This is a genomic window from Mycobacterium sp. TY814 (assembly GCF_030755175.1).
GTDB lineage: Bacteria > Actinomycetota > Actinomycetes > Mycobacteriales > Mycobacteriaceae > Mycobacterium.
Genome location: NZ_JAUFRY010000001.1, coordinates 1,665,328 through 1,683,559 on the forward strand (window position 1 = coordinate 1,665,328; position 18,232 = coordinate 1,683,559).

Sequence of the window (18,232 nt, forward strand, 5' to 3'; positions counted from 1 at the left end):
CTCTCCCGATCGAGGAGGAGACCCGCGATGACGCTTCTTTGAATATGAGTCAGCCTTTTCTCACCCGGCGGGAAATCAGCACGCCGCCTGATCGCATCCCTGCGTAGGAATTCGCGCGAACCTTTCGGCGCGACGCCCTTCATTTCTCGCGCGGTTTTATTCAAACCATCGCGCGCCTAGGACTTTCTTTTTAACGTTTATCACTGTCTTTCAGCCTGAGGAGTTGGCCGATGAGCCGAATCGCGATCGTCGGAATCGGATGTCGCTACGCCGGCGGTGTGGATTCACCGCAATCTTTCTGGGATTTTGTCGTCAACAAAAAGGACGATGCCATTGTCGACATCCCGGCCGATCGCTGGGACTACAGGCGCTTCTACGACCCGGACAAGGGTGCCGCCGGCGCGATGTACACCAAGCGCGGCGCATTCCTGCATACCGATCCGTGGGAGTTCGACCCGGAGTTCTTCGGCATCTCACCGCGCGAGGCGACCAGCATGGACCCGCAGCAGCGCCTAATCATGGAGGTCGCCTGGGAAGCGGCTGACGATGCGGGTGTGGCCGGCCGGCTGGCGGGCGAGGCGGTCGGCGTCTACGTCGGCGCGTTCAACGTCGATTTCTCGGTGTCCACCATGGCCGCGGCCGCGCTCCCGCACATCGACATGAACACCTCGACGGCCGCCTCGTTTACCATGCTGTCCAACCGGCTCGCCTACGCGCTCAACCTCGTGGGCCCCGCCCTGACCATCGACACCGCGTGCTCGTCGTCGCTGGTCGCTTTTCATCTGGCGTGCCAGGGGATCGCCAATGGCGACTGCGAGATGGCTCTGGCAGGTGGCGTCAACCTCATGCTGCAGCCGGAAACCTTCGTGTCGATGTGCAAGGGCGGCTTCCTGGCGGCGGACGGCCGCAGCAAACCGTTCTCGGCCCACGCCGACGGCTACGGCCGCGGCGAGGGCGCCGGCATGGTTGTATTGCGCAGGCTCGAGGACGCCGTACGCGACGGCGACCGGATCTATGCGGTCGTGGAGGCGACGGGGAGCAATCAGGACGGCCACACCACCGCCATCACCGTTCCGAACGGTGATTCGCAGGAGGCACTGGCGCGTTTGGTCTGCGCCCGATCCGGCCTGGCCCCGCACCAGGTCACCTATATCGAGGCGCACGGCACCGGAACACCGGTCGGCGACCCGATCGAATTGGGCGCGCTGGGGCGCGTGTACGGGCGTGCGGACGGCCGCACCAGGCCCCTGTCGGTGGGCTCGCTGAAAGCCACCCTCGGACACACCGAAGCGGCCTCCGGCATCGCGGGTGTGATCAAAGGCGCGCTGGCCATCTACCACCGGACGCTGCCGCCGCAGGGCTGGTTCGACGATCCCAATCCGGAGATCCCGTTCGACGAGCTGCGGTTGTCCATCCAGGTTGAACCGGAGGCGCTCGATGCGTCCATCGACCGGATGGCGGTCGCCGTCAACGGTTTCGGATACGGCGGCACCAATGCCCATGTGATCCTCGCCGCACCGGAGGCACGCCCGGCGCCGCCCACGCCGGCCGCTCCCACCACCCGCCGAACAGCCGGTGTGTTTCCGATCTCAGCACGCAGCGAGGCGGCGACGCGTGCCCTCGCGGGTGCCTACGCCGACCTGCTCGAGGCGGGCGCGGCTCCCGGCGAGCTCATCGAGGCCGCATGGAATCGCCGCGCGCACCAACGCCATCGGGCGGCGGTGACGTTCTCCGATCCGGCGGATCTGTCCGAGCGGCTGCGGCAGGTGTGCAGCGGCGGCGCCCCGGTCGGTTCGGTGGTGGACAATTCCGCGGGGCTGGTCTTCGTCTTCTCCGGAATGGGTACGCAGTGGTGGGCCATGGGCCGCGACCTGCTCACCGCGGGTGGCGTGTTCGCGGCCGAAGCCGCCCGCATCGACGAGGCCTTCCAGGACATCGCCGACTGGTCGATCGTGGCAGAGCTGTCGCGCCCCGAAAACGAATCCCGGATCACGTCCACGGCGATCGCGCAACCGACGACCTTTCTGCTTCAGGTGGCACTGACTCGCGAGCTGGCCCAGTTCGGCATCACACCCAGCGCACTGGTCGGGCACAGCATGGGTGAAGTGCCGGCCGCATATCTGGCAGGTGCGTTGTCCCTGCACGACGCCTTGCTGGTGACCTATCACCGTGCCCGGTTGCAGGCGACCACGGCCGGGACCGGCGGCATGCTCGCCGTCGGTTTGCCCTACAGCGAGCTGGAACCGCTGCTCGGCGCTGACATGCGCATCGACGTCGCGGCCATCAACGGCCCCTCGGCGGTGACGGTCGCCGGCGTAGTCAGTGAGCTGCAGGCTCTCGCTCAGATCCTCACCGAGCGAGGCGTCTTCAATCGCCTGCTGCGCGTGGAGGTTCCCTACCACAGTCACCGGATGGACCCGATACTCGCCGAATTACGTTCGGAGTTAGGTGTTCTCGCGCCGCAACAGCCCACCGTCCCGCTCTACTCCACGGTCACCGCAGCAGCGGTCACCAGTGGGCTGGATGCCGAGTACTGGTGTGCCAACGTGCGCCGGCCGGTCCGCTTCGCCGACACCGTCAAGGCACTGATGGCTGCGGGCCACCGCACCTTTCTCGAGGTCGGTCCGCACCCGGCGCTGTCGGCGAACATCCGCGAACTGCTGCTCAAGACCCACGAACCGGGCGCCGCGATCCCGACCCTGCGCCGCAACGAGCCCGATGCCGAGAGCATCCGTCAGGCGATCGCCGACCTGTACACCGCCGGCGCACTCGACGCCACGGACCTGTGCAGGACAGTGACCCCGCACGTCGAGCTGCCCCGGTATCCCTGGCAGCGCCAGCGCCTGCGCGACGAACTGCCCGAATTCACGCAGATGAAATTCGGCACCGAGGACAGCTTTTCGATGCTGGGAGACCCGGACCTCGACCATCCGGCCGCATGGGAACTCCACGTCAGCGGGCAGGTACTCCCGTGGCTGACCGATCACGTGGTCAACGGCGTGTGTCTGCTGCCCGGCATGGCGTACGTGGATGCCGCACTGAGCGCGGCAGCCGCCCGCAGCGGACTGAAATCTGCGATCGTCGAGGACATCCGCTTTGCCGCTCCGCTGTTCTTCGATCCGGCCGACGGCGCTATCCTGCGCACCGAACTCGACGAGGCCAGTCGCCGCTTCACCATCCGGTCTCGCGCGGCCACCGGCAGGACCTGGACCACCCACGCCACCGGCCGCCTGGTCGACGGAAAGTGTTCGCCCACCAAGCATCACGTCCCCGATGCCGCCGACATGACCGCCATCGATCCCGGCGACCTGTATGCCGCGATGGCCGGCAACGGCATGACCTACGGTCCGAGCTTCCGGCGCGTCACGTCGTTGCGCGCGAACCTCACTCAGGCCGTCGGCACCGTGGACGCGCGACCGGATGAGGGCACCCGGCACCTAGCGCACCCCGGCGTCATCGACGCTGCGTTGCACACCATTTCGCCACTCATCGAACAGTCCGTCGGGCGCACGCTGGGCACCATCGTGCCGATCGGCGTCGACGTGGTGCGGGTATTCGGCCCGTTCCCCGACTGCGTCGAGGTGATCACCACGGTGCATCCGAACGATCCGCTGCGCGCGGACATCGCGATTCTGGACTCGCAGCGTATGGCGTGCGCCCAACTGTCGGGGGTGCGCTTCGGGTCCATCACGCCCGGGCAGGGGCCGATCGACCGTCTCGATCCGCTCTTCTACGAGGAGGTGTGGGAGCTGTGTGACGAGCTGGACATCGCGACCCTGCCGTCCCCGGAGCACACTGCGACGTTGGTGTTGGCCCTCGGTGACGAGCCCAGCCCGCGGGCCCGGCATCTGGCCGAGGCGCTTTCGCACGCCACCCTGTACCACTGCGCCGACGCGGCCGACGTCGACGCCGAACTGATGCACCTGCTGGGGGTGGCATCCGGGCACTTCCCGCAGATACATGTCTGCGTCGTGGCGGGGCGCGCCACCGACGACAGCTCGGCGCTGTGGCTGCTGAAGCAGATTGCCATCACCACCGAAAGATTCGTCCGGGAGAACAAGGGCGAGCAACCGGAGGAGCTGGAGGCACGCGGCGACGAGGGCTTCTACGCGAGTCTTGTTACCGAGCAGGCTTTTTCGCATCCAAACGACGTTTCCGCGCCGGACGTCAGCCACGCCGGCCTGGCGGGGGCGCGGCGCTCCCTGATCGCCGAGCAGTCGCGGTTGCGCTGGCGGTTGATCGACGTGGGGCCCGACACCGAGCTCACCGAACTGCTGCCCGAGGTGTCGGTTCCGGGCGCGTTCACCCAGGACAAGACCGACGAGATCATCTTGCGCAACGGATCACGGTGGGCCGTCGTCGTGACTCAGACGCTGTCGCAGCGGGTTGAGTCGATGGCACAGCAACACCCGCTCACCGACCCGGACGCCAACTTCGCCGTCGATCTGCCCAAGTCGAGGATCCTGTCGGAACTGGGCTGGCGAAGTTGTGCCCGCCCGGCGCCCGGGGCCGGCGAAGTGGAGCTGCGCATGCAGGTCGTCGGCCTGAACTACAAGGACGCCATCAAAGTCGTCGGGTTGCTCGGCAAAAGAGAACTCGAGGGGACACATTTCGGCACCGACCTGGGCATGGAAGGTGTCGGAGTGATCACCCGGGTCGGACCCGGGGTGGCCGGTTTCGAGATCGGCGACGTCGTGACGACCGCTGCCAGGGGAATGCTCATCCGCTACCAGATCGCCGATGCGGCACTGTGCATCAAACTGCCGGAGTCCGCTGCGACCCGGTTCCGGCCCGAATTCTGCACCAGCATGACCGCTTTCATCACCGCCGAGTACGCGCTGCTCGAGTTGGCCCGGCTGAAGGCGGGCGAGACCGTGCTGATCCACGGCGCCGCCGGCGGCGTCGGGCAGGCCGCGATCCAGATCGCAAAGCTTTGCGGCGCAACCGTTATCGGCACGGCGAGCACCAATGAGCGACGCTCCTTCGCGCTGGGCTCGGGCGCCGATTACATGATCGACTCACGCTCGCTGAACTTCGTCGACGACGTGCGCGAGCTCGCCGGCGGCCGCGGTGTGGACGTGATCATCAGCAGCGCACCGGGCGAGATCCTCCGCCACAACTTCGAAGCCGTCGTCGAGTTCGGCCGGATCGTCGAAGTCGGCAAGGCCGACATCTACGGGAACAGCACGCTGGACATGGGGGTGCTGGACAAGAATCTCGGCTATTTCCAGATCGACATGGACCGGTTCATGAAGTGGGACCCGCAGGCCTGCCTGAAGCGGGAAGCCGACATCTACGAGAAATTCGCCAGCGGCATCTATCTGCCACTGCCGGTCGAGGTTTTCGATGCCGCCGACATCGGACGGGCCTGCGAAGAGGTGTTCCGCTCCAGCCGGACCAGTCGCGTCGCGCTCCGCCTCGCCGACAACACACCACCGGTGAAGCCCGGTTGGCACGACGTCGTCACCGACCCCGACGCCAGCTATCTGATCACCGGCGGACACGGCGGCTTCGGACTGGCCACCGGCCGGTGGCTGGTGCGGCGTGGCGCCCGGCACCTGGTACTGGCCAGCAGAAGTGGTGCGACCACCGAGCTGGCACGCAGGCAGATCGCACGGTGGCGCAACACCGGAATAACGGTCGCCGAGGAACTGGTCGACATGACCGACGCCCGCGCAGTCGCGGCCCTGGTGGACCGCTGCTCGTCGGGTAGCCGTCCGCTGCGCGGTATCTTCCACGCTGCGGGAGCCATCGCCGATCAGCGGATCGCCGACATGAGCCTTGCCGACCTCAAGCGGGTCTACGACGTCAAGGTCAACGGAGGGCGCGCGCTGTGGTCGGCCGTGCAGGCCGCGGGGATCACCCTCGACCAGTTCGTGTTCTACTCGTCGGCCGGCGCGATGCTCGGACTGCTCGGGCAATTCGGTTACGCCGCGGCCAACTTCGCCGTGCAGGCCCTCACCGATTCCATTGCGCAACAAGGCCGCCCGGCGATGTGCATCGGCTGGGGCCACATGTCCGGGACAGGCGGCGGCATGGCAACCGACGAAAACCTGGCCCGGCACATGATCGCGTGTGGTGTCGATCCGATCGAAATGGACGACGGGCCACTCTATTTGGAAGAAGCACTGCGACTCGGTGTCCGGCGGGCGTCGATCATCTCGATCAACTGGTCCCAGTTGGACACGGTGTTCGGCCACTTCCGGCAGTTGTTGCGCACCTCGACGGTCATCTCGACCGCCGCGGAATCGAACTCCGCCCAGGACCGGCTGCGGGCCAACCTGATCGCCCTGGACGAGGACGAGCGCGGCGCGGTGCTCGGGTACATGCTCGCCGAGCAACTCGCCACCGTCATGGGCGTGTCGACGGACTCCATCGATATCGACGTCCCCGTCATGGAACTCGGTCTGAACTCGCTGATGGCCGTCGAATTCAGCGCCCGCACCGGCGAGGCGATCGGTGTGTCGCTCAATACGCTGATGCTCGGACCCAGCTACAACCTGCGCAAAGCCGGTGCCGCACTGGCCGAGACTATCGTCGCGGGAGCTGGGAAATGATCGACACCAAGCGCGACGAAGCGGCGATGCGCGACATGGCCAGCCGGCTGCTTGCCGGACGCGGCAACGGAGCCTCGGCCGGCCCGCTGCCGCGTCCGGCGGCGCCGGCCCCGCGCAGTACCCGGCAACAGTTCGCCGACCACCCCCTGGTGGCGTCGGCCTGCGAACTGAACTCACGCAGACGCGCCATCTGGGAGCTGACCGGAATGCCCAGTCCGCTGTTCCTCGAGCGCAAAGGCTACAACACCGCCGTCATCGACGGACCGGCCCAGCAGCTGACCAACTTCGCCGGCTACAACTACCTGGGCCTGGCCCATCACCCGAAAGTGGTTCGCGCCGTTCAGGATGCGGTCGCGCAGTACGGGGCCTCCGCGTCGAACAGCCGCATCACCTCGGGTGAGATAGCGTTGTATCCCCGTCTCGAGCAGCGCCTGGCCGAGATCTACGACGTCGAGGCGGCGATCCTCGCCACCAGCGGATTCCTCACCAACGCCGGGGTTCTCGGATATCTGCTGAACGACGGTGATGCTGCGGTATGCGACTCACTCATCCACGCCAGCGTGGTTGCCGGCGCCAGGTGGGGCGGAGCGCGCGTCATGACGTTCCGGCACAACGACCCGGACTCGTTACGCGGCATTCTGCGCGCATCCCGGGACCGTTTCAATCGGGTACTCGTCGTGATCGAAGGGCTCTACAGCATGGACGGCGACATCGGCCTGCTGCCCCAAATCGCCTCCGTGGCACGCGAGTTCGACTGCGGAGTCATGGTGGACGAGGCCCACTCCATCGGCGTGCTCGGCCCCCACGGGCACGGCGTACGTGAGCACTACGGGCTGCCCGGAGACGCCGTTGACATCTGGATGGGCAGCCTGTCGAAGGCGCTCGGCAGCTGCGGCGGTTTCATCGCGGGCAACGCGAATCTGATCGAAGCACTCACCACCGCTCCCGCGATGCTGCTCACCGTCGGATTCCCGCCTACCGCCGCGGCGGCCGCGCTCACCGCCCTGGAAGTGCTGGAGAGCGAGCCCGACCGGGTGCAGCGCCTGTGGCGCAACACCGCGATGTTCACCACTGCCCTGCAAGACCTCGGCGTGGACCTCGGGCTGTCACAGAACACACCGATCTGCCCGGTGATGGTCCCCAGCGTGGCCAGGGTCGTGTTCGCCTCTTCGCTGCTGTTGCAGCGCGGAATCTACGTCGGCCCGGTGACCGCTCCGGCGGTTGCGCCGGGTCAGGAACGCCTGCGGTTCTTCATCACCAGCGAGCACACCGAGGATCAGCTGAAGACCACGGCGGGCCAGGTCGCAGAGGTGATCGAGATCGCCGGCAAGCTCGACGACACCATTCCGGTCTGACATGCGCGCGGTAGTTCTCGACGGGCCGCGCAGTGTTCGCGTCGAAACGCGGCCCGATCCGGCCCTCCCCGGACCCGACGGAGCCATCATCGCGGTGACCGCCGCAGGCATCTGCGGATCCGACCTGCACTTCTACGAAGGCGACTATCCGCTGGTCGAGTCCGTGGCCCTGGGTCACGAGGCGGTCGGCACAGTGGTCGAGGCCGGACCGCAGGTCCGCACCGTCAAGGTCGGCGACCTGGTCATGGTGTCTTCGGTGGCCGGCTGCGGCGCCTGTCCGGGCTGCGCCACCCGCGATCCGGTCACCTGCTCGGCCGGCCTGCGGATCTTCGGGTCCGGCGTGCTCGGTGGCGCGCAGGCTGATCTGCTCGCCGTACCCGCCGCCGATTTCCAGTTGCTCAGAATCCCTGACGGCATCTCCACCGAGCAGGCCGTGCTGCTGACCGACAACCTCGCCACCGGCTGGGCGGCGGCGCAACGGGCCGACATCCCCTTCGGCGGCACGGTCGCGGTGATCGGCCTGGGCGCGGTCGGACTGTGCGCCTTGCAGAGCGCCTTCACCCAAGGTGCGGCAACGGTTTTCGCGGTCGATCGGGTGCAGGGCCGACTGGCACGTGCGGCCACGTGGAGTGCGACGCCGATCCGGGCGCCGGCGGCCGAGGCCATCCTCGCCGCGACGGGCGGCCGTGGCGCGGATTCGGTCATCGACGCTGTCGCCACCGACGCGTCGCTGACCGACGCGATCGGGGCCGTCCGGGCCGGTGGCACCGTTTCGGTGGTGGGATTGCATGACCTGCAACCGTTTCCGCTTCCGGCACTGCCCTGCCTGCTGCGCAGCATCACGCTGCGAATGACGACGGCGCCGGTGCAGCGCACCTGGCCGCAGCTGGTTCCGTTGCTGGCCTCCGGCCGGCTCGACCTCGACGGCATCTTCACGACGAGGATGTCGCTGGCCGACGCGGCCGCCGGCTACGCGGTTGCGGAGTCACGGTCCGGCGAGCACGTCAAAGTGCTGCTCACGCCGTGACCGGAAAGCCGGGCAACCCTAGAAGGCGGCCGACTGCTCGATGATGTTGACCATCACCCGCACCCCGATCCCCAGCGCCCGCTCGTCGAGGTCGAATGTGGGCTGGTGCAGGTCCAATTGCGGCCCTTCACCCGACCAGACGCCCAGCCGCGCCATCGCGCCGGGGACTTCTTCGAGGTACCAGGAGAAGTCTTCGCCCCCACCGGATTGCCGGGTATCGGCCAGCACGTCGGGGCCGACGGCCTCGATCGCGTGGGTGAGGATGCGTGTCGAGACGTCCTCGTTGACCACGGGCGGCACTCCCCGCCGGTATTGCAGGGAATGTTCGATGGCCAGCGGCGACAGCAGTCCGGCTACGGCTTCGCGGATGATCGCCTCCAGATCGATCCAGGTCTGGCGGCTGGCCGTGCGCACGGTGCCGGCCAGCACACCGGACTGAGGTATCGCGTTGGGCGCCACGCCCGCATTCACCGCGCCCCACACCAGCACGGTGCTGTTGCGGGGGTCGATGCGGCGCGACAGCACGCCGGGCAGCCCGGTGATCAACGTGCCCAGACCGTAGACCAGGTCGGCAGTGAGGTGCGGGCGCGAGGTGTGCCCGCCGGGTGAATACAGAGTGATCTCGAGCTGGTCGGCCGCCGAGGTGATGGGCCCCAGCCGGACAGCGACCTTGCCGACCTCGAGCCGGGGGTCGCAGTGCAGCGCGAAGATCCGCGACACCCCGGTCAACGCCCCGGCCGCGATCGCGTCGATCGCGCCGCCGGGCATCAGCTCCTCGGCCGCCTGGAAGATCAACCGCACCCCGACCGGCAGCTCGGGCACCGATGCCAGGGCCAGCGCGGTGCCCAGCAGGATCGCGGTGTGCGCGTCGTGACCGCAGGCGTGCGCGATGTTGGGCATCGTCGACGCGTACGGGGCGCCGGTCCGCTCCGCCATCGGCAGTGCGTCCATGTCGGCCCGCAAGGCAATCCTGGGCTGATGCTCGGGGCCGAAATCGCAGACCAGCCCCGTTCCGCCGGGCAGCACCTTCGGGTTCAGCCCCGCGTCTGCCAGTCGCTCCGCCACGAACTGGGTGGTGGCGAACTCCTGGCGCCCCAGTTCGGGATAACGGTGGATGTGCCGGCGCCAGTCGACGAGGTCGTCGTAGTGGGCAGCCAGCCACGACTCGGCGCTGTCGACCAGGCTCACGATGCCGCCCGCTGTTGCCGGGCCGCCAGCACCCGGTCCCGCTGAGCCGGGTCCGCGGCGAGCGCAACCACGGTGCGCGCGAGCATGATCGCGCCTTCGACCACCGCCCGGTCGGCGCTGGGACCCGCCGCGGCGGCCGCGAAAGCGCGCTGGTGCACCGTCGCGCCACCAGCGTCGACCCCGATCACCGGGTGGATTCCGGGCAGCACGTGCGTCACGTTACCCATGTCCGTGCTGCCCAACGGCAGCGCCGCCTCCACGGCCGGCGCCACCGGTTCGCGTCCGAGCCGGCGCATCTCCTCACGACACACGTCCGCCAGCCACTGATCGGGCCGCAACTCGGCGTAGGCCGGGCCGGCCTCGTTGATCTCGTACTCGCAGCCGGCGGCCAGCGCGCCGGCGGCGAAACAGGAGTACATCCTGCCTTCCAGCTCGCGCAGCGAGTCGTACTCGACCGCCCGCATGGCGTACTTGAGCGCCGCCTGCCCCGGGATGACGTTCACCGCCTGCCCGCCGTCGGTGACGATGCCGTGCATCATCTGTCCGGGCGCCAACTGCTGACGCAGCAGACCGATCGCCACCTGCGCCACGGTCACCGCGTCGGCGGCGTTGAGGCCCAGATGCGGCGCGACGGCCGCGTGCGACTCTTTGCCCCGGTATTCCACGTTGACCTCGGACAACGCCAGGGACCGCGCGCCCGCGATGTCGGTGGGCCCCGGGTGCACCATCACCGCCGCCGCAACGTCGTCGAACGTCCCGGCCCGCAGCATCAGCGCCTTGCCGCCGCCGGACTCCTCAGCGGGTGTGCCGAGAAGGGCCACCGTAAGGCCGAGTTCGTCGGCGACCTCGGCCAGCGCCAGCGCGGTCCCCACCCCGGACGCCGCGATGATGTTGTGTCCGCAGGCGTGACCGATTTCCGGCAGGGCGTCGTACTCGGCGCAGACTCCGACGACCAGCGGACCGCTGCCGAAGTTCGCGCGGAACGCGGTGTCCAGTCCCGCGACCGGGGCGATCTCGAAACCGCGTTGGGCGACAAGCTCTTTGGCTTTGGCGCAGCTGCGGTGTTCGGCGAAGGCCAGCTCGGGCTGCGCGTGGATGGCGTGGGACAGCTCGACGAGGTCGCCACCGCGGCGCCGCACCGCGGCCTCGACGCGGTCCAGCGCGCTGGGTGTGGGCACTCGGAGCATCTTGGCAGTATCTCACCGCCACGTGCCCCACTACGATCGCCTACTGCGCCAAATGTGCTTGGCGGCTGTCCCGCCATTCGCAGGATCCAGTGGGTGACGACGCTGGTGGGCACCTGGGTGAGCTACGGCGGATTCCCGGCCACTGTATTGGAAGGCTCAGCACGACTGAGCTATTCGTTTTCCGCACCATGAATCCCGCAGGTCTAACGCGGCTCCTGCGGGGACCGTAGCCCGTCCTGCGGCGCTTTCAAAAACAGTCCGGGAAGCGAAATCCACACATCCGAACACTGTCAGAATCGACGCTTTCGGTCTCCAATTCGGGCTCCTGAAGCCGCTGAAACCGGAGGCCGTGAAACGTACGCCGCTTGATTGCGGCAAAACGGCGCGCGACGCAACGCCCCGTCATATTCTTCTGAATCTGCACTGGTCATGGACGACTTCGGGAGGTCGCAATGGTCAACTTCGCGGTGTTACCGCCGGAAATCAACTCGTTGCGGATGTTTGTCGGTGCGGGCTCAGCGCCGATGCTGGCGGCCGCTGCGGCGTGGTCCGGGCTGGGTGAGGAGCTGGGCTCGGCGGCGAATGCCTTTTCCGCGGTGACCTCCACGCTGGCCGGGCAGTCCTGGCAAGGCCCGGCCTCCCAGGCGATGTCGGCGGCCGCGGCCCCCTACGCGGCGTTCCTGCAGGCCGCCTCGGACCAGGCCCACGGCGCGGCCGGTCAGGCCCAAGTGGTGGCGCGTGTGTTCGAGGCGGCCAAGGCCGCCACCATCCACCCGCAAGCGATCGCGACCAACCGCCAAGCGTTCCTTCAACTGGTCCGGTCCAACTGGTTAGGGCTCAACGCCCCGGCGATCGCGGCCGTCGAGAGTCTCTACGACGATTTCTGGGCCGCGGATGTGGCGGCGATGGCCAGCTATCACGGTGGCGCCTCGGCCGCGGCCGCGCAGTTGACGTCCTGGCAGCAGGCGCTGCAGGGCCTGCCGGGCATCGGCGGGCTGTTCGGCGGGCAACCCGCCGCACCGGCCGCGCCAGGAGATCCCAACCTGGGCATCGGAAACAAGGGCGGCGGCAATATCGGCAACGGCAATGACAGCGGTACCGGCCAGGGCAATATCGGCAACGGCAACACCGGCAGCTTGAATCTGGGCGGCGGCAATTCCGGCAAGCAGAACATCGGCAGCGGCAACAGTGGCAACGCCAACATCGGCGCGGGCAACTTCGGCAACTCGAACTACGGTTTCGGCAACCTCGGCACCGGCCCCATCTCGACCAGCGGCCACAACGTCGGCCTGGGCAACTTCGGAAACTACAACACCGGTTTGGGGAACGCCGGCAACAACAACCTGGGCGGGGGCAATACCGGCAACAACAACATCGGTTTCGGCCTGACCGGCAATAACTTGGTGGGTGTTGGTGGTACGTATTACGACCGGGCGGCCGGCGTGTTCCATTTCGATGGCCTGAATTCGGGCAGCGGTAATATCGGGTTGTTCAACTCAGGCACTGGCAACATCGGCTTCTTCAATTCCGGTGATGGAAACGTCGGTATCTTCAACGCGGGCAGAAATATTCTGCCCGCGGAGCTGGGCAACATTCAAAGCCTGGGCATCGGCAACTCCGGCTACGGCAATATCGGTATCGGCAACACCAGTTCCGGAAACTTCGGCATCGGCAACAGCGGCTCGTTCAACACCGGAGTGGGGAATGCGGGCGGCTACAACACCGGCTACGGCAACTCGGGCAGTTACAACACCGGCAGCCAAAACTCCGGCGCCCTCAACACCTTTGACGGCAATTCGGGCGCTGTCAACACCGGGTTCTTCAATTCCGGCGACACCAACACCGGCTTCGGGTCGACCACCGACACCGGATTGACCAAGTCCGGCTTCAACACCACCGGCTATCTGGTGTCGGGCTTCAACAACACCGCAACCGGCCCCAATGCTCAACTTATGTCGGGGTTCTTCAACACGGCCAGCGGCGGCAACTTTTACAACGGCAACATGTCAGGCTTTTTCAACACCGGTGTGCCAACTACCCAGCCGCCCGTATACCTGCCGCCCTTCACCGCGAGCGGCTACAGTTCCGGCTTCTTCAATATGGGCTCCTTCGGCGGGGGCTTGTTCAGCATTGTTCAGCTGTTCAAGAACCTCTAGCCGGTGCTTGGCAGAGCGGTCAGACCCGCGCGGCGATGAACCCCGCAGCCTGGCCGGGGTACGGCGGGTCCGCGTATTCGCGGTGGGCGAGCCGGTCGCGGCCGCCGACCGTGCACACCGGGTCACCGGGACTGCACAGGTCGATGGCCCGCCCGGCGAACTGACCGGTGGACGACAGCGGGACGTTGAACCGGATACCCGGGTTCCCGAACACCGCGACGGCGGCGACCTTCTGGGCGAGCACCGGGTCGAGCTCGGGGGCCGAGCCGAATTCGCCGACGGTGTCCCCCAGGGGCGGCACACCCGCCAGCATGGAGACCGCGGCCGCGCCCTGGGAGAAGCCACCCAGCACGATCCGCGTCCGCGGGCACTGATCCGCCATGAACGCGATGTGGTCGCGCGCGTCGTTCGCCCCGTCGGCGGTGGTGAGGAAGTTGTAACTGGCCGCGTAGTTCACCGGGTACACGCCGAGGCTGCGTGAGCCCAGGGCCGGCCGCAGCGCGGCCTCGAGCGCGTCGCCGACCACGCCCATCCCGGGCGGCTCGGCGGTTCCCCGGGCGAAGACGAGCTCGACGTTGGGACAGTCATCGGCGCCCGCCGTCGGGACCGGGCCGCCGAGCAGAGCTCCGAAGGCCAGCACGACGGCCGCGGCGAAAATTGAAGACGATTTGTGATGCCGCACAAGGCAGATCATCACACACGCCGGGCAGCGGTGCCCGAGCAAGTACTCTCGCCCAGTGTGACCAGCGAACTCGCCGCGCAGGCAGCGGCCGTCATCGCCGAACGCACCGGTGTGGTGACACACGACGTCGCCGTGGTGCTGGGCTCGGGATGGTCGCCGGCGGTGGCCGCCCTGGGCTCCCCGACCACCGTGCTGGCCCAGGCCGATGTTCCCGGATTCGCGCCACCCAGGGCCGAGGGGCACAGCGGCGAGATCTTGTCGGTACCGGTCGGCGCGCACCGGGTGCTGGTGATGGCCGGACGCATCCACGCCTACGAAGGACACGACCTGCAACACGTGGTGCACCCCGTTCGGACAGCCTGCGCGGCGGGCGCGCAGGTCGTCGTGCTCACCAACGCGGCAGGCGGGTTGCGTACCGACATGGCGGTGGGACAGCCGGTGCTGATCAGTGACCACCTCAACCTCACCGCGCGTTCCCCCCTGGTGGGCGCGCAGTTCGTCGATCTGACCGACGCCTACGCGCCGCGCCTGCGCGCGCTGGCCCGCGCCTGCGACCCGGAGCTTGCCGAGGGCGTGTACGCCGGCCTGCCGGGCCCGCATTACGAGACGCCGGCGGAGATCCGCATGCTACGGGTGCTGGGCGCCGACCTGGTGGGGATGTCGACGGTGCACGAGACCATCGCGGCGCGGGCGGCCGGTGCCGAAGTGCTGGGGGTGTCGCTGGTGACGAACCTGGCGGCCGGGATCACCGGCGAGCCGCTGAGCCACGCGGAGGTGCTGGCCGCGGGGGCCGCGTCCGCGGCGCGGATGGGATCGTTGCTGGCCGACGTGATCGCCCGGTTCTGACCCGTGACGCCCGAGGATTGGATCGCCCACGACCCCGACCCGCATACCGCGGCCGAGCTTGCCGCGCTGGATCCGGCTGAGCTCGCCGCACGGTTCGCGCACCCGCTGACCTTCGGCACCGCGGGCCTGCGGGGGCCGGTGCGCGGCGGGCCGGACGCGATGAACCTGGCCGTGGTGTTGCGGGCGACCTGGGCGCTGAGCCGGGTACTGGAGCCGTCCACGACGGTGGTCGTCGGGCGCGACGCCCGGCACGGCTCGGCCTCCTTCGCTACGGGGGCCGCTGAAGTTCTTGCCGCACTTGGGTTTTCGGTACTGCTGTTTCCCGTTCCGGTACCCACGCCGGTGGTGGCGTTCGCGGTGCGCGCCACCGGAGCGGCAGCCGGCGTCCAGGTCACCGCGTCACACAATCCCGCCGGCGACAACGGCTACAAGGTGTATCTCGACGGCGGTATCCAGATCGTCTCCCCCACCGACCGCCAGATCGAGGCCGCCATGGCGCAGGCTCCGCCGGCCGATGAGATCGCGCGGATCCCCGTCGCACCCGCCGAAACCGATCTCATCGAGCAGTACGTCCGTCGCGCGGCGGCGGTGCGGCGCGGCACGGGTTCGGTCCGGGTGGCGCTGACCGCGATGCACGGGGTGGGTGGCGCGCTCGCCGTGCAGACGCTGCACCGGGCCGGTGTCGACGACGTGCACGTGGTCGACGCGCAGTTCGCGCCCGACCCCGATTTCCCCACCGTCGCGTTCCCCAACCCCGAGGAACCCGGTGCCGCCGACGCACTGCTCGCCCTGGCTGCCGACGTCGACGCCGACGTGGCCATCGCGCTGGACCCCGACGCCGACCGTTGTGCCGTGGGGATCCCCGCGCAGGACGGGTGGCGGATGCTGTCGGGCGACGAAACCGGTTGGCTGCTAGGCGATTACATCCTGTCGCAGCCCGCGCGCCGCCCCCGGACGGTGGCCAGCACGGTGGTGTCGTCCCGCATGCTGGCCGCGATCGCCGCGCAGCACGGCGCGGTGCACGTCGAGACCCTCACCGGATTCAAATGGCTGGCGCGCGCCGACGCCGAGCGACCCGGGACGCTCGTTTACGCGTATGAGGAGGCGATCGGACACTGCGTCGACCCCCAGGCCGTCCGGGACAAGGACGGCATCAGCGCCGCGGTGTTGATGTGCGACCTGGTGGCCTCATTGCGCGGCCGCCCGGTGTCCGACGTGCTCGACGATCTCGCCCGTCGCTACGGCGTGCACGAGGTTGCCGCGGTGCCCCGCCGCGTCGCCGACCCGGACGAGGCGGCCGCGGTGTTGCGGAGGCTTCGCGCCGATCCGCCGGACCTATTGGGAGGCTTCGCCGCGTCCCATACCGACATCGCCGACGCGCTGATCCTGCACGGCGGCGACGACGACACGTCGGTACGGGTGGTGGTGAGACCGTCGGGCACCGAACCGAAACTGAAGTGCTACCTGGAAGTCCGGTGTGCGGTGCACGGTGACCTGGTGGCCGCGCGGCAACGGGCCCGCGCGCTGTCCGGGGCGTTGGTCGCGCAGATCCGGCAGTGGTGAGTGGTAGCCCATGGCGGCGATCCGTCCCCCGCAAGCGGGAGGTCCGCCAGCGCCCGGCTGCGCCGGGCTTGCGATCGCCGCTAGCGCGGCCCGAACTGCCGGTCTCCGGCGTCACCCAGGCCGGGCACGATGAACGCCGTCTCGTTGAGCCCCTCGTCGATCGCCGCGGTGAACAACCGCGCGCTGGGCGCCACCTTCTCGACCGCGGCGATACCCTCCGGCGCCACGCACACGCACAGCACCGTGATGTCGGTGGCACCGCGCGACAACAACAGGCCGATGGTGTAGACCATCGACCCTCCGGTGGCCAGCATGGGGTCCAGGATCATCACCGGCAGGTCGGTCAGGTCGTCGGGCAGCGATTCCAGGTAGGGAACGGGCTGATGGGTGTGCTCGTCTCGGGCGATGCCGACGAACCCGACGTGCGCCTCGCGCAGCACCCCGTGCGCCTCGTTGACCATGCCCAACCCGGCCCGCAGCACGGGCACCAGCAGCGGCGGCCTGGCCAGCCGCACCCCGACGGTGTCGCCGACCGGCGTGCGGATCTGCACCGGCTCGGTGGGGGCGTCGCGGGTGGCCTCGTAGACGAGCATCAACGTCAGCTCACGCAGGGCGGTCCGGAAGCCGGCGTTGTCGGTGCGCTCGTCGCGCAGCACGGTAAGCCGGGCCGCCGCCAGCGGGTGGTCGATGACATGGACGTCCACGGCAAGTGACCCTATATAACAATCGGATTCAGGCCTGCTGACACGCGCATTTTCGTTCGCTCCGCGGGTCCCGAGCGCACCTATACTCCCGGCATGCGGGGTCTGCGACGGCACTTGACCAGGGCTTTCTGCGCCCTGACTCTGAGCGTGGCGGTGCTGCCGGCGCCCCGGGTGGCGCTGGCCGCCGCGACGCTGCCGGCGTATGCGCACGTCGTGATCGTGATCGAGGAGAACCGCTCGCAGGCCAACATCATCGGCAACAAGGCGGCGCCGTGGATCAACGCGCTGGCCGCCGGCGGGGCCATGATGGCGCAATCGTTCGCCGAGACACATCCCAGCGAACCGAATTACCTGGCACTGTTCGCCGGCAACACCTTCGGGCTCACCAAGGACAGTTGCCCGGTGGACGTCGGCGCCCAACCGAACCTCGCGTCCGAGTTGCTGGCCACCGGGCATACGTTCGGCGGCTACTCCGAGGATCTGCCCGCGGTCGGCTCGACGGCATGCAGCGCGGGCAAGTACGCGCGCAAGCACGTGCCGTGGGTGAACTTCAGCAACGTCCCGCCCAGCGTCTCGGTGCCCTTCTCCACCTTCCCGGGCCCCGGGAACTACGCGAGCCTGCCGACGGTGTCGTTCGTGATCCCGAACAACGACAACAACATGCACGACGGCTCGATCGCCCAGGGCGATGCCTGGCTCAACAGCCGGATGTCGGCGTACGCCAACTGGGCCCGGGCCAACAACAGCCTGCTCATCCTCACCTGGGACGAAGACGACGGCGGACCGCGCAATCAGATTCCGACCGTGTTCTACGGGGCGCACGTGCAGCCCGGCAGCTACAACGAAACCATCAGCCACTACAACGTGCTGTCCACGCTGGAGGAGATGTACGGGCTGCCCAAAACGGGTTACGCGGCAACTGCTCCGGCCATCGCAACTATTTGGGGCGGGTAAGCGTCAACAGGCC

At 68.3% G+C, this 18,232-nt stretch carries 11 protein-coding genes; 7 read left to right on the forward strand and 4 right to left on the reverse strand.

Features of this window, described 5'->3' with window-relative positions:
- The first annotated feature begins 230 nt into the window (after positions 1–230).
- From QXH22_RS07305 to QXH22_RS07315, 3 genes are read left to right on the forward strand one after another with little or no spacing between them, the layout of a single operon-like run.
- On the forward strand, positions 231–6,557 hold the full coding sequence (locus QXH22_RS07305) for a type I polyketide synthase (protein WP_306275238.1): 6,327 nt from the start codon (positions 231–233) through the stop codon (positions 6,555–6,557).
- Positions 6,554–7,912, forward strand: coding sequence for an aminotransferase class I/II-fold pyridoxal phosphate-dependent enzyme (locus QXH22_RS07310; protein ID WP_306242041.1), 1,359 nt, complete (start codon positions 6,554–6,556; stop codon positions 7,910–7,912). The genes QXH22_RS07305 and QXH22_RS07310 overlap by 4 nt, the downstream gene beginning before the upstream one ends.
- A 1-nt stretch (position 7,913) precedes the next feature.
- Entirely contained in the window at positions 7,914–8,939 is a 1,026-nt protein-coding gene (locus QXH22_RS07315) for an alcohol dehydrogenase catalytic domain-containing protein (RefSeq protein ID WP_306242042.1), read from the forward strand.
- 18 nt (positions 8,940–8,957) lie between these two features.
- On the opposite strand, the gene QXH22_RS07320 is transcribed toward QXH22_RS07315, so the two are convergent.
- Both QXH22_RS07320 and QXH22_RS07325 read right to left on the reverse strand, forming a co-directional pair.
- Positions 8,958–10,127, reverse strand: coding sequence for a M20 family metallopeptidase (locus tag QXH22_RS07320; RefSeq protein ID WP_306242043.1), 1,170 nt, complete (start codon positions 10,125–10,127; stop codon positions 8,958–8,960).
- Positions 10,124–11,305 (reverse strand): M20 family metallopeptidase, encoded by a 1,182-nt coding sequence (locus tag QXH22_RS07325; protein WP_306242044.1) that lies wholly within the window; start codon positions 11,303–11,305, stop codon positions 10,124–10,126. The genes QXH22_RS07320 and QXH22_RS07325 overlap by 4 nt, the downstream gene beginning before the upstream one ends.
- A 461-nt stretch (positions 11,306–11,766) precedes the next feature.
- On the opposite strand from QXH22_RS07325, the gene QXH22_RS07330 reads away from it, so the two are divergent.
- Positions 11,767–13,470: a PPE family protein gene (locus QXH22_RS07330; protein WP_306275239.1), complete on the forward strand. Its 1,704-nt coding sequence runs from the start codon at positions 11,767–11,769 to the stop codon at positions 13,468–13,470.
- Positions 13,471–13,489: 19 nt separating this feature from the next.
- Here the strand turns inward: QXH22_RS07330 and QXH22_RS07335 are convergent, their stop codons facing one another.
- Entirely contained in the window at positions 13,490–14,164 is a 675-nt protein-coding gene (locus QXH22_RS07335) for a cutinase family protein (protein ID WP_371934162.1), read from the reverse strand.
- On the opposite strand from QXH22_RS07335, the gene QXH22_RS07340 reads away from it, so the two are divergent.
- Both QXH22_RS07340 and QXH22_RS07345 read left to right on the forward strand, forming a co-directional pair.
- Positions 14,144–14,998 carry a purine-nucleoside phosphorylase gene (locus tag QXH22_RS07340; protein WP_306275240.1) on the forward strand — a complete coding sequence of 285 codons (855 nt, stop codon included), beginning with the start codon at positions 14,144–14,146 and terminating at the stop codon, positions 14,996–14,998. The genes QXH22_RS07335 and QXH22_RS07340 overlap by 21 nt on opposite strands.
- Before the next feature lie 3 nt (positions 14,999–15,001).
- The gene (locus tag QXH22_RS07345) at positions 15,002–16,561 is read left to right on the forward strand and encodes a phospho-sugar mutase (RefSeq protein ID WP_306275241.1); all 1,560 of its coding nucleotides are present in this window, start codon (positions 15,002–15,004) and stop codon (positions 16,559–16,561) included.
- A gap of 80 nt (positions 16,562–16,641) precedes the next feature.
- On the opposite strand, the gene upp is transcribed toward QXH22_RS07345, so the two are convergent.
- Complete coding sequence (gene upp, locus QXH22_RS07350) at positions 16,642–17,265, reverse strand: uracil phosphoribosyltransferase (RefSeq protein WP_306275242.1); 624 nt, start codon at positions 17,263–17,265, stop codon at positions 16,642–16,644.
- Between the two features lie 93 nt (positions 17,266–17,358).
- Here upp and QXH22_RS07355 point away from each other — a divergent pair, with 93 nt between their 5' ends.
- Positions 17,359–18,219 (forward strand): alkaline phosphatase family protein, encoded by an 861-nt coding sequence (locus tag QXH22_RS07355; protein ID WP_306275243.1) that lies wholly within the window; start codon positions 17,359–17,361, stop codon positions 18,217–18,219.
- The last annotated feature ends 13 nt before the right edge of the window (positions 18,220–18,232 follow it).

Coding starts and splice junctions, on each gene's coding strand:
- QXH22_RS07305 (WP_306275238.1), top strand. CDS start 231: ATGAGCCGAATCGCGATCGTCGGAATCGGATGTCGCTACGCCGGCGGT.
- QXH22_RS07310 (WP_306242041.1), top strand. CDS start 6,554: ATGATCGACACCAAGCGCGACGAAGCGGCGATGCGCGACATGGCCAGC.
- QXH22_RS07315 (WP_306242042.1), top strand. CDS start 7,914: ATGCGCGCGGTAGTTCTCGACGGGCCGCGCAGTGTTCGCGTCGAAACG.
- QXH22_RS07330 (WP_306275239.1), top strand. CDS start 11,767: ATGGTCAACTTCGCGGTGTTACCGCCGGAAATCAACTCGTTGCGGATG.
- QXH22_RS07340 (WP_306275240.1), top strand. CDS start 14,144: ATGCCGCACAAGGCAGATCATCACACACGCCGGGCAGCGGTGCCCGAG.
- QXH22_RS07335 (WP_371934162.1), bottom strand. CDS start 14,164: ATGATCTGCCTTGTGCGGCATCACAAATCGTCTTCAATTTTCGCCGCG.
- QXH22_RS07355 (WP_306275243.1), top strand. CDS start 17,359: ATGCGGGGTCTGCGACGGCACTTGACCAGGGCTTTCTGCGCCCTGACT.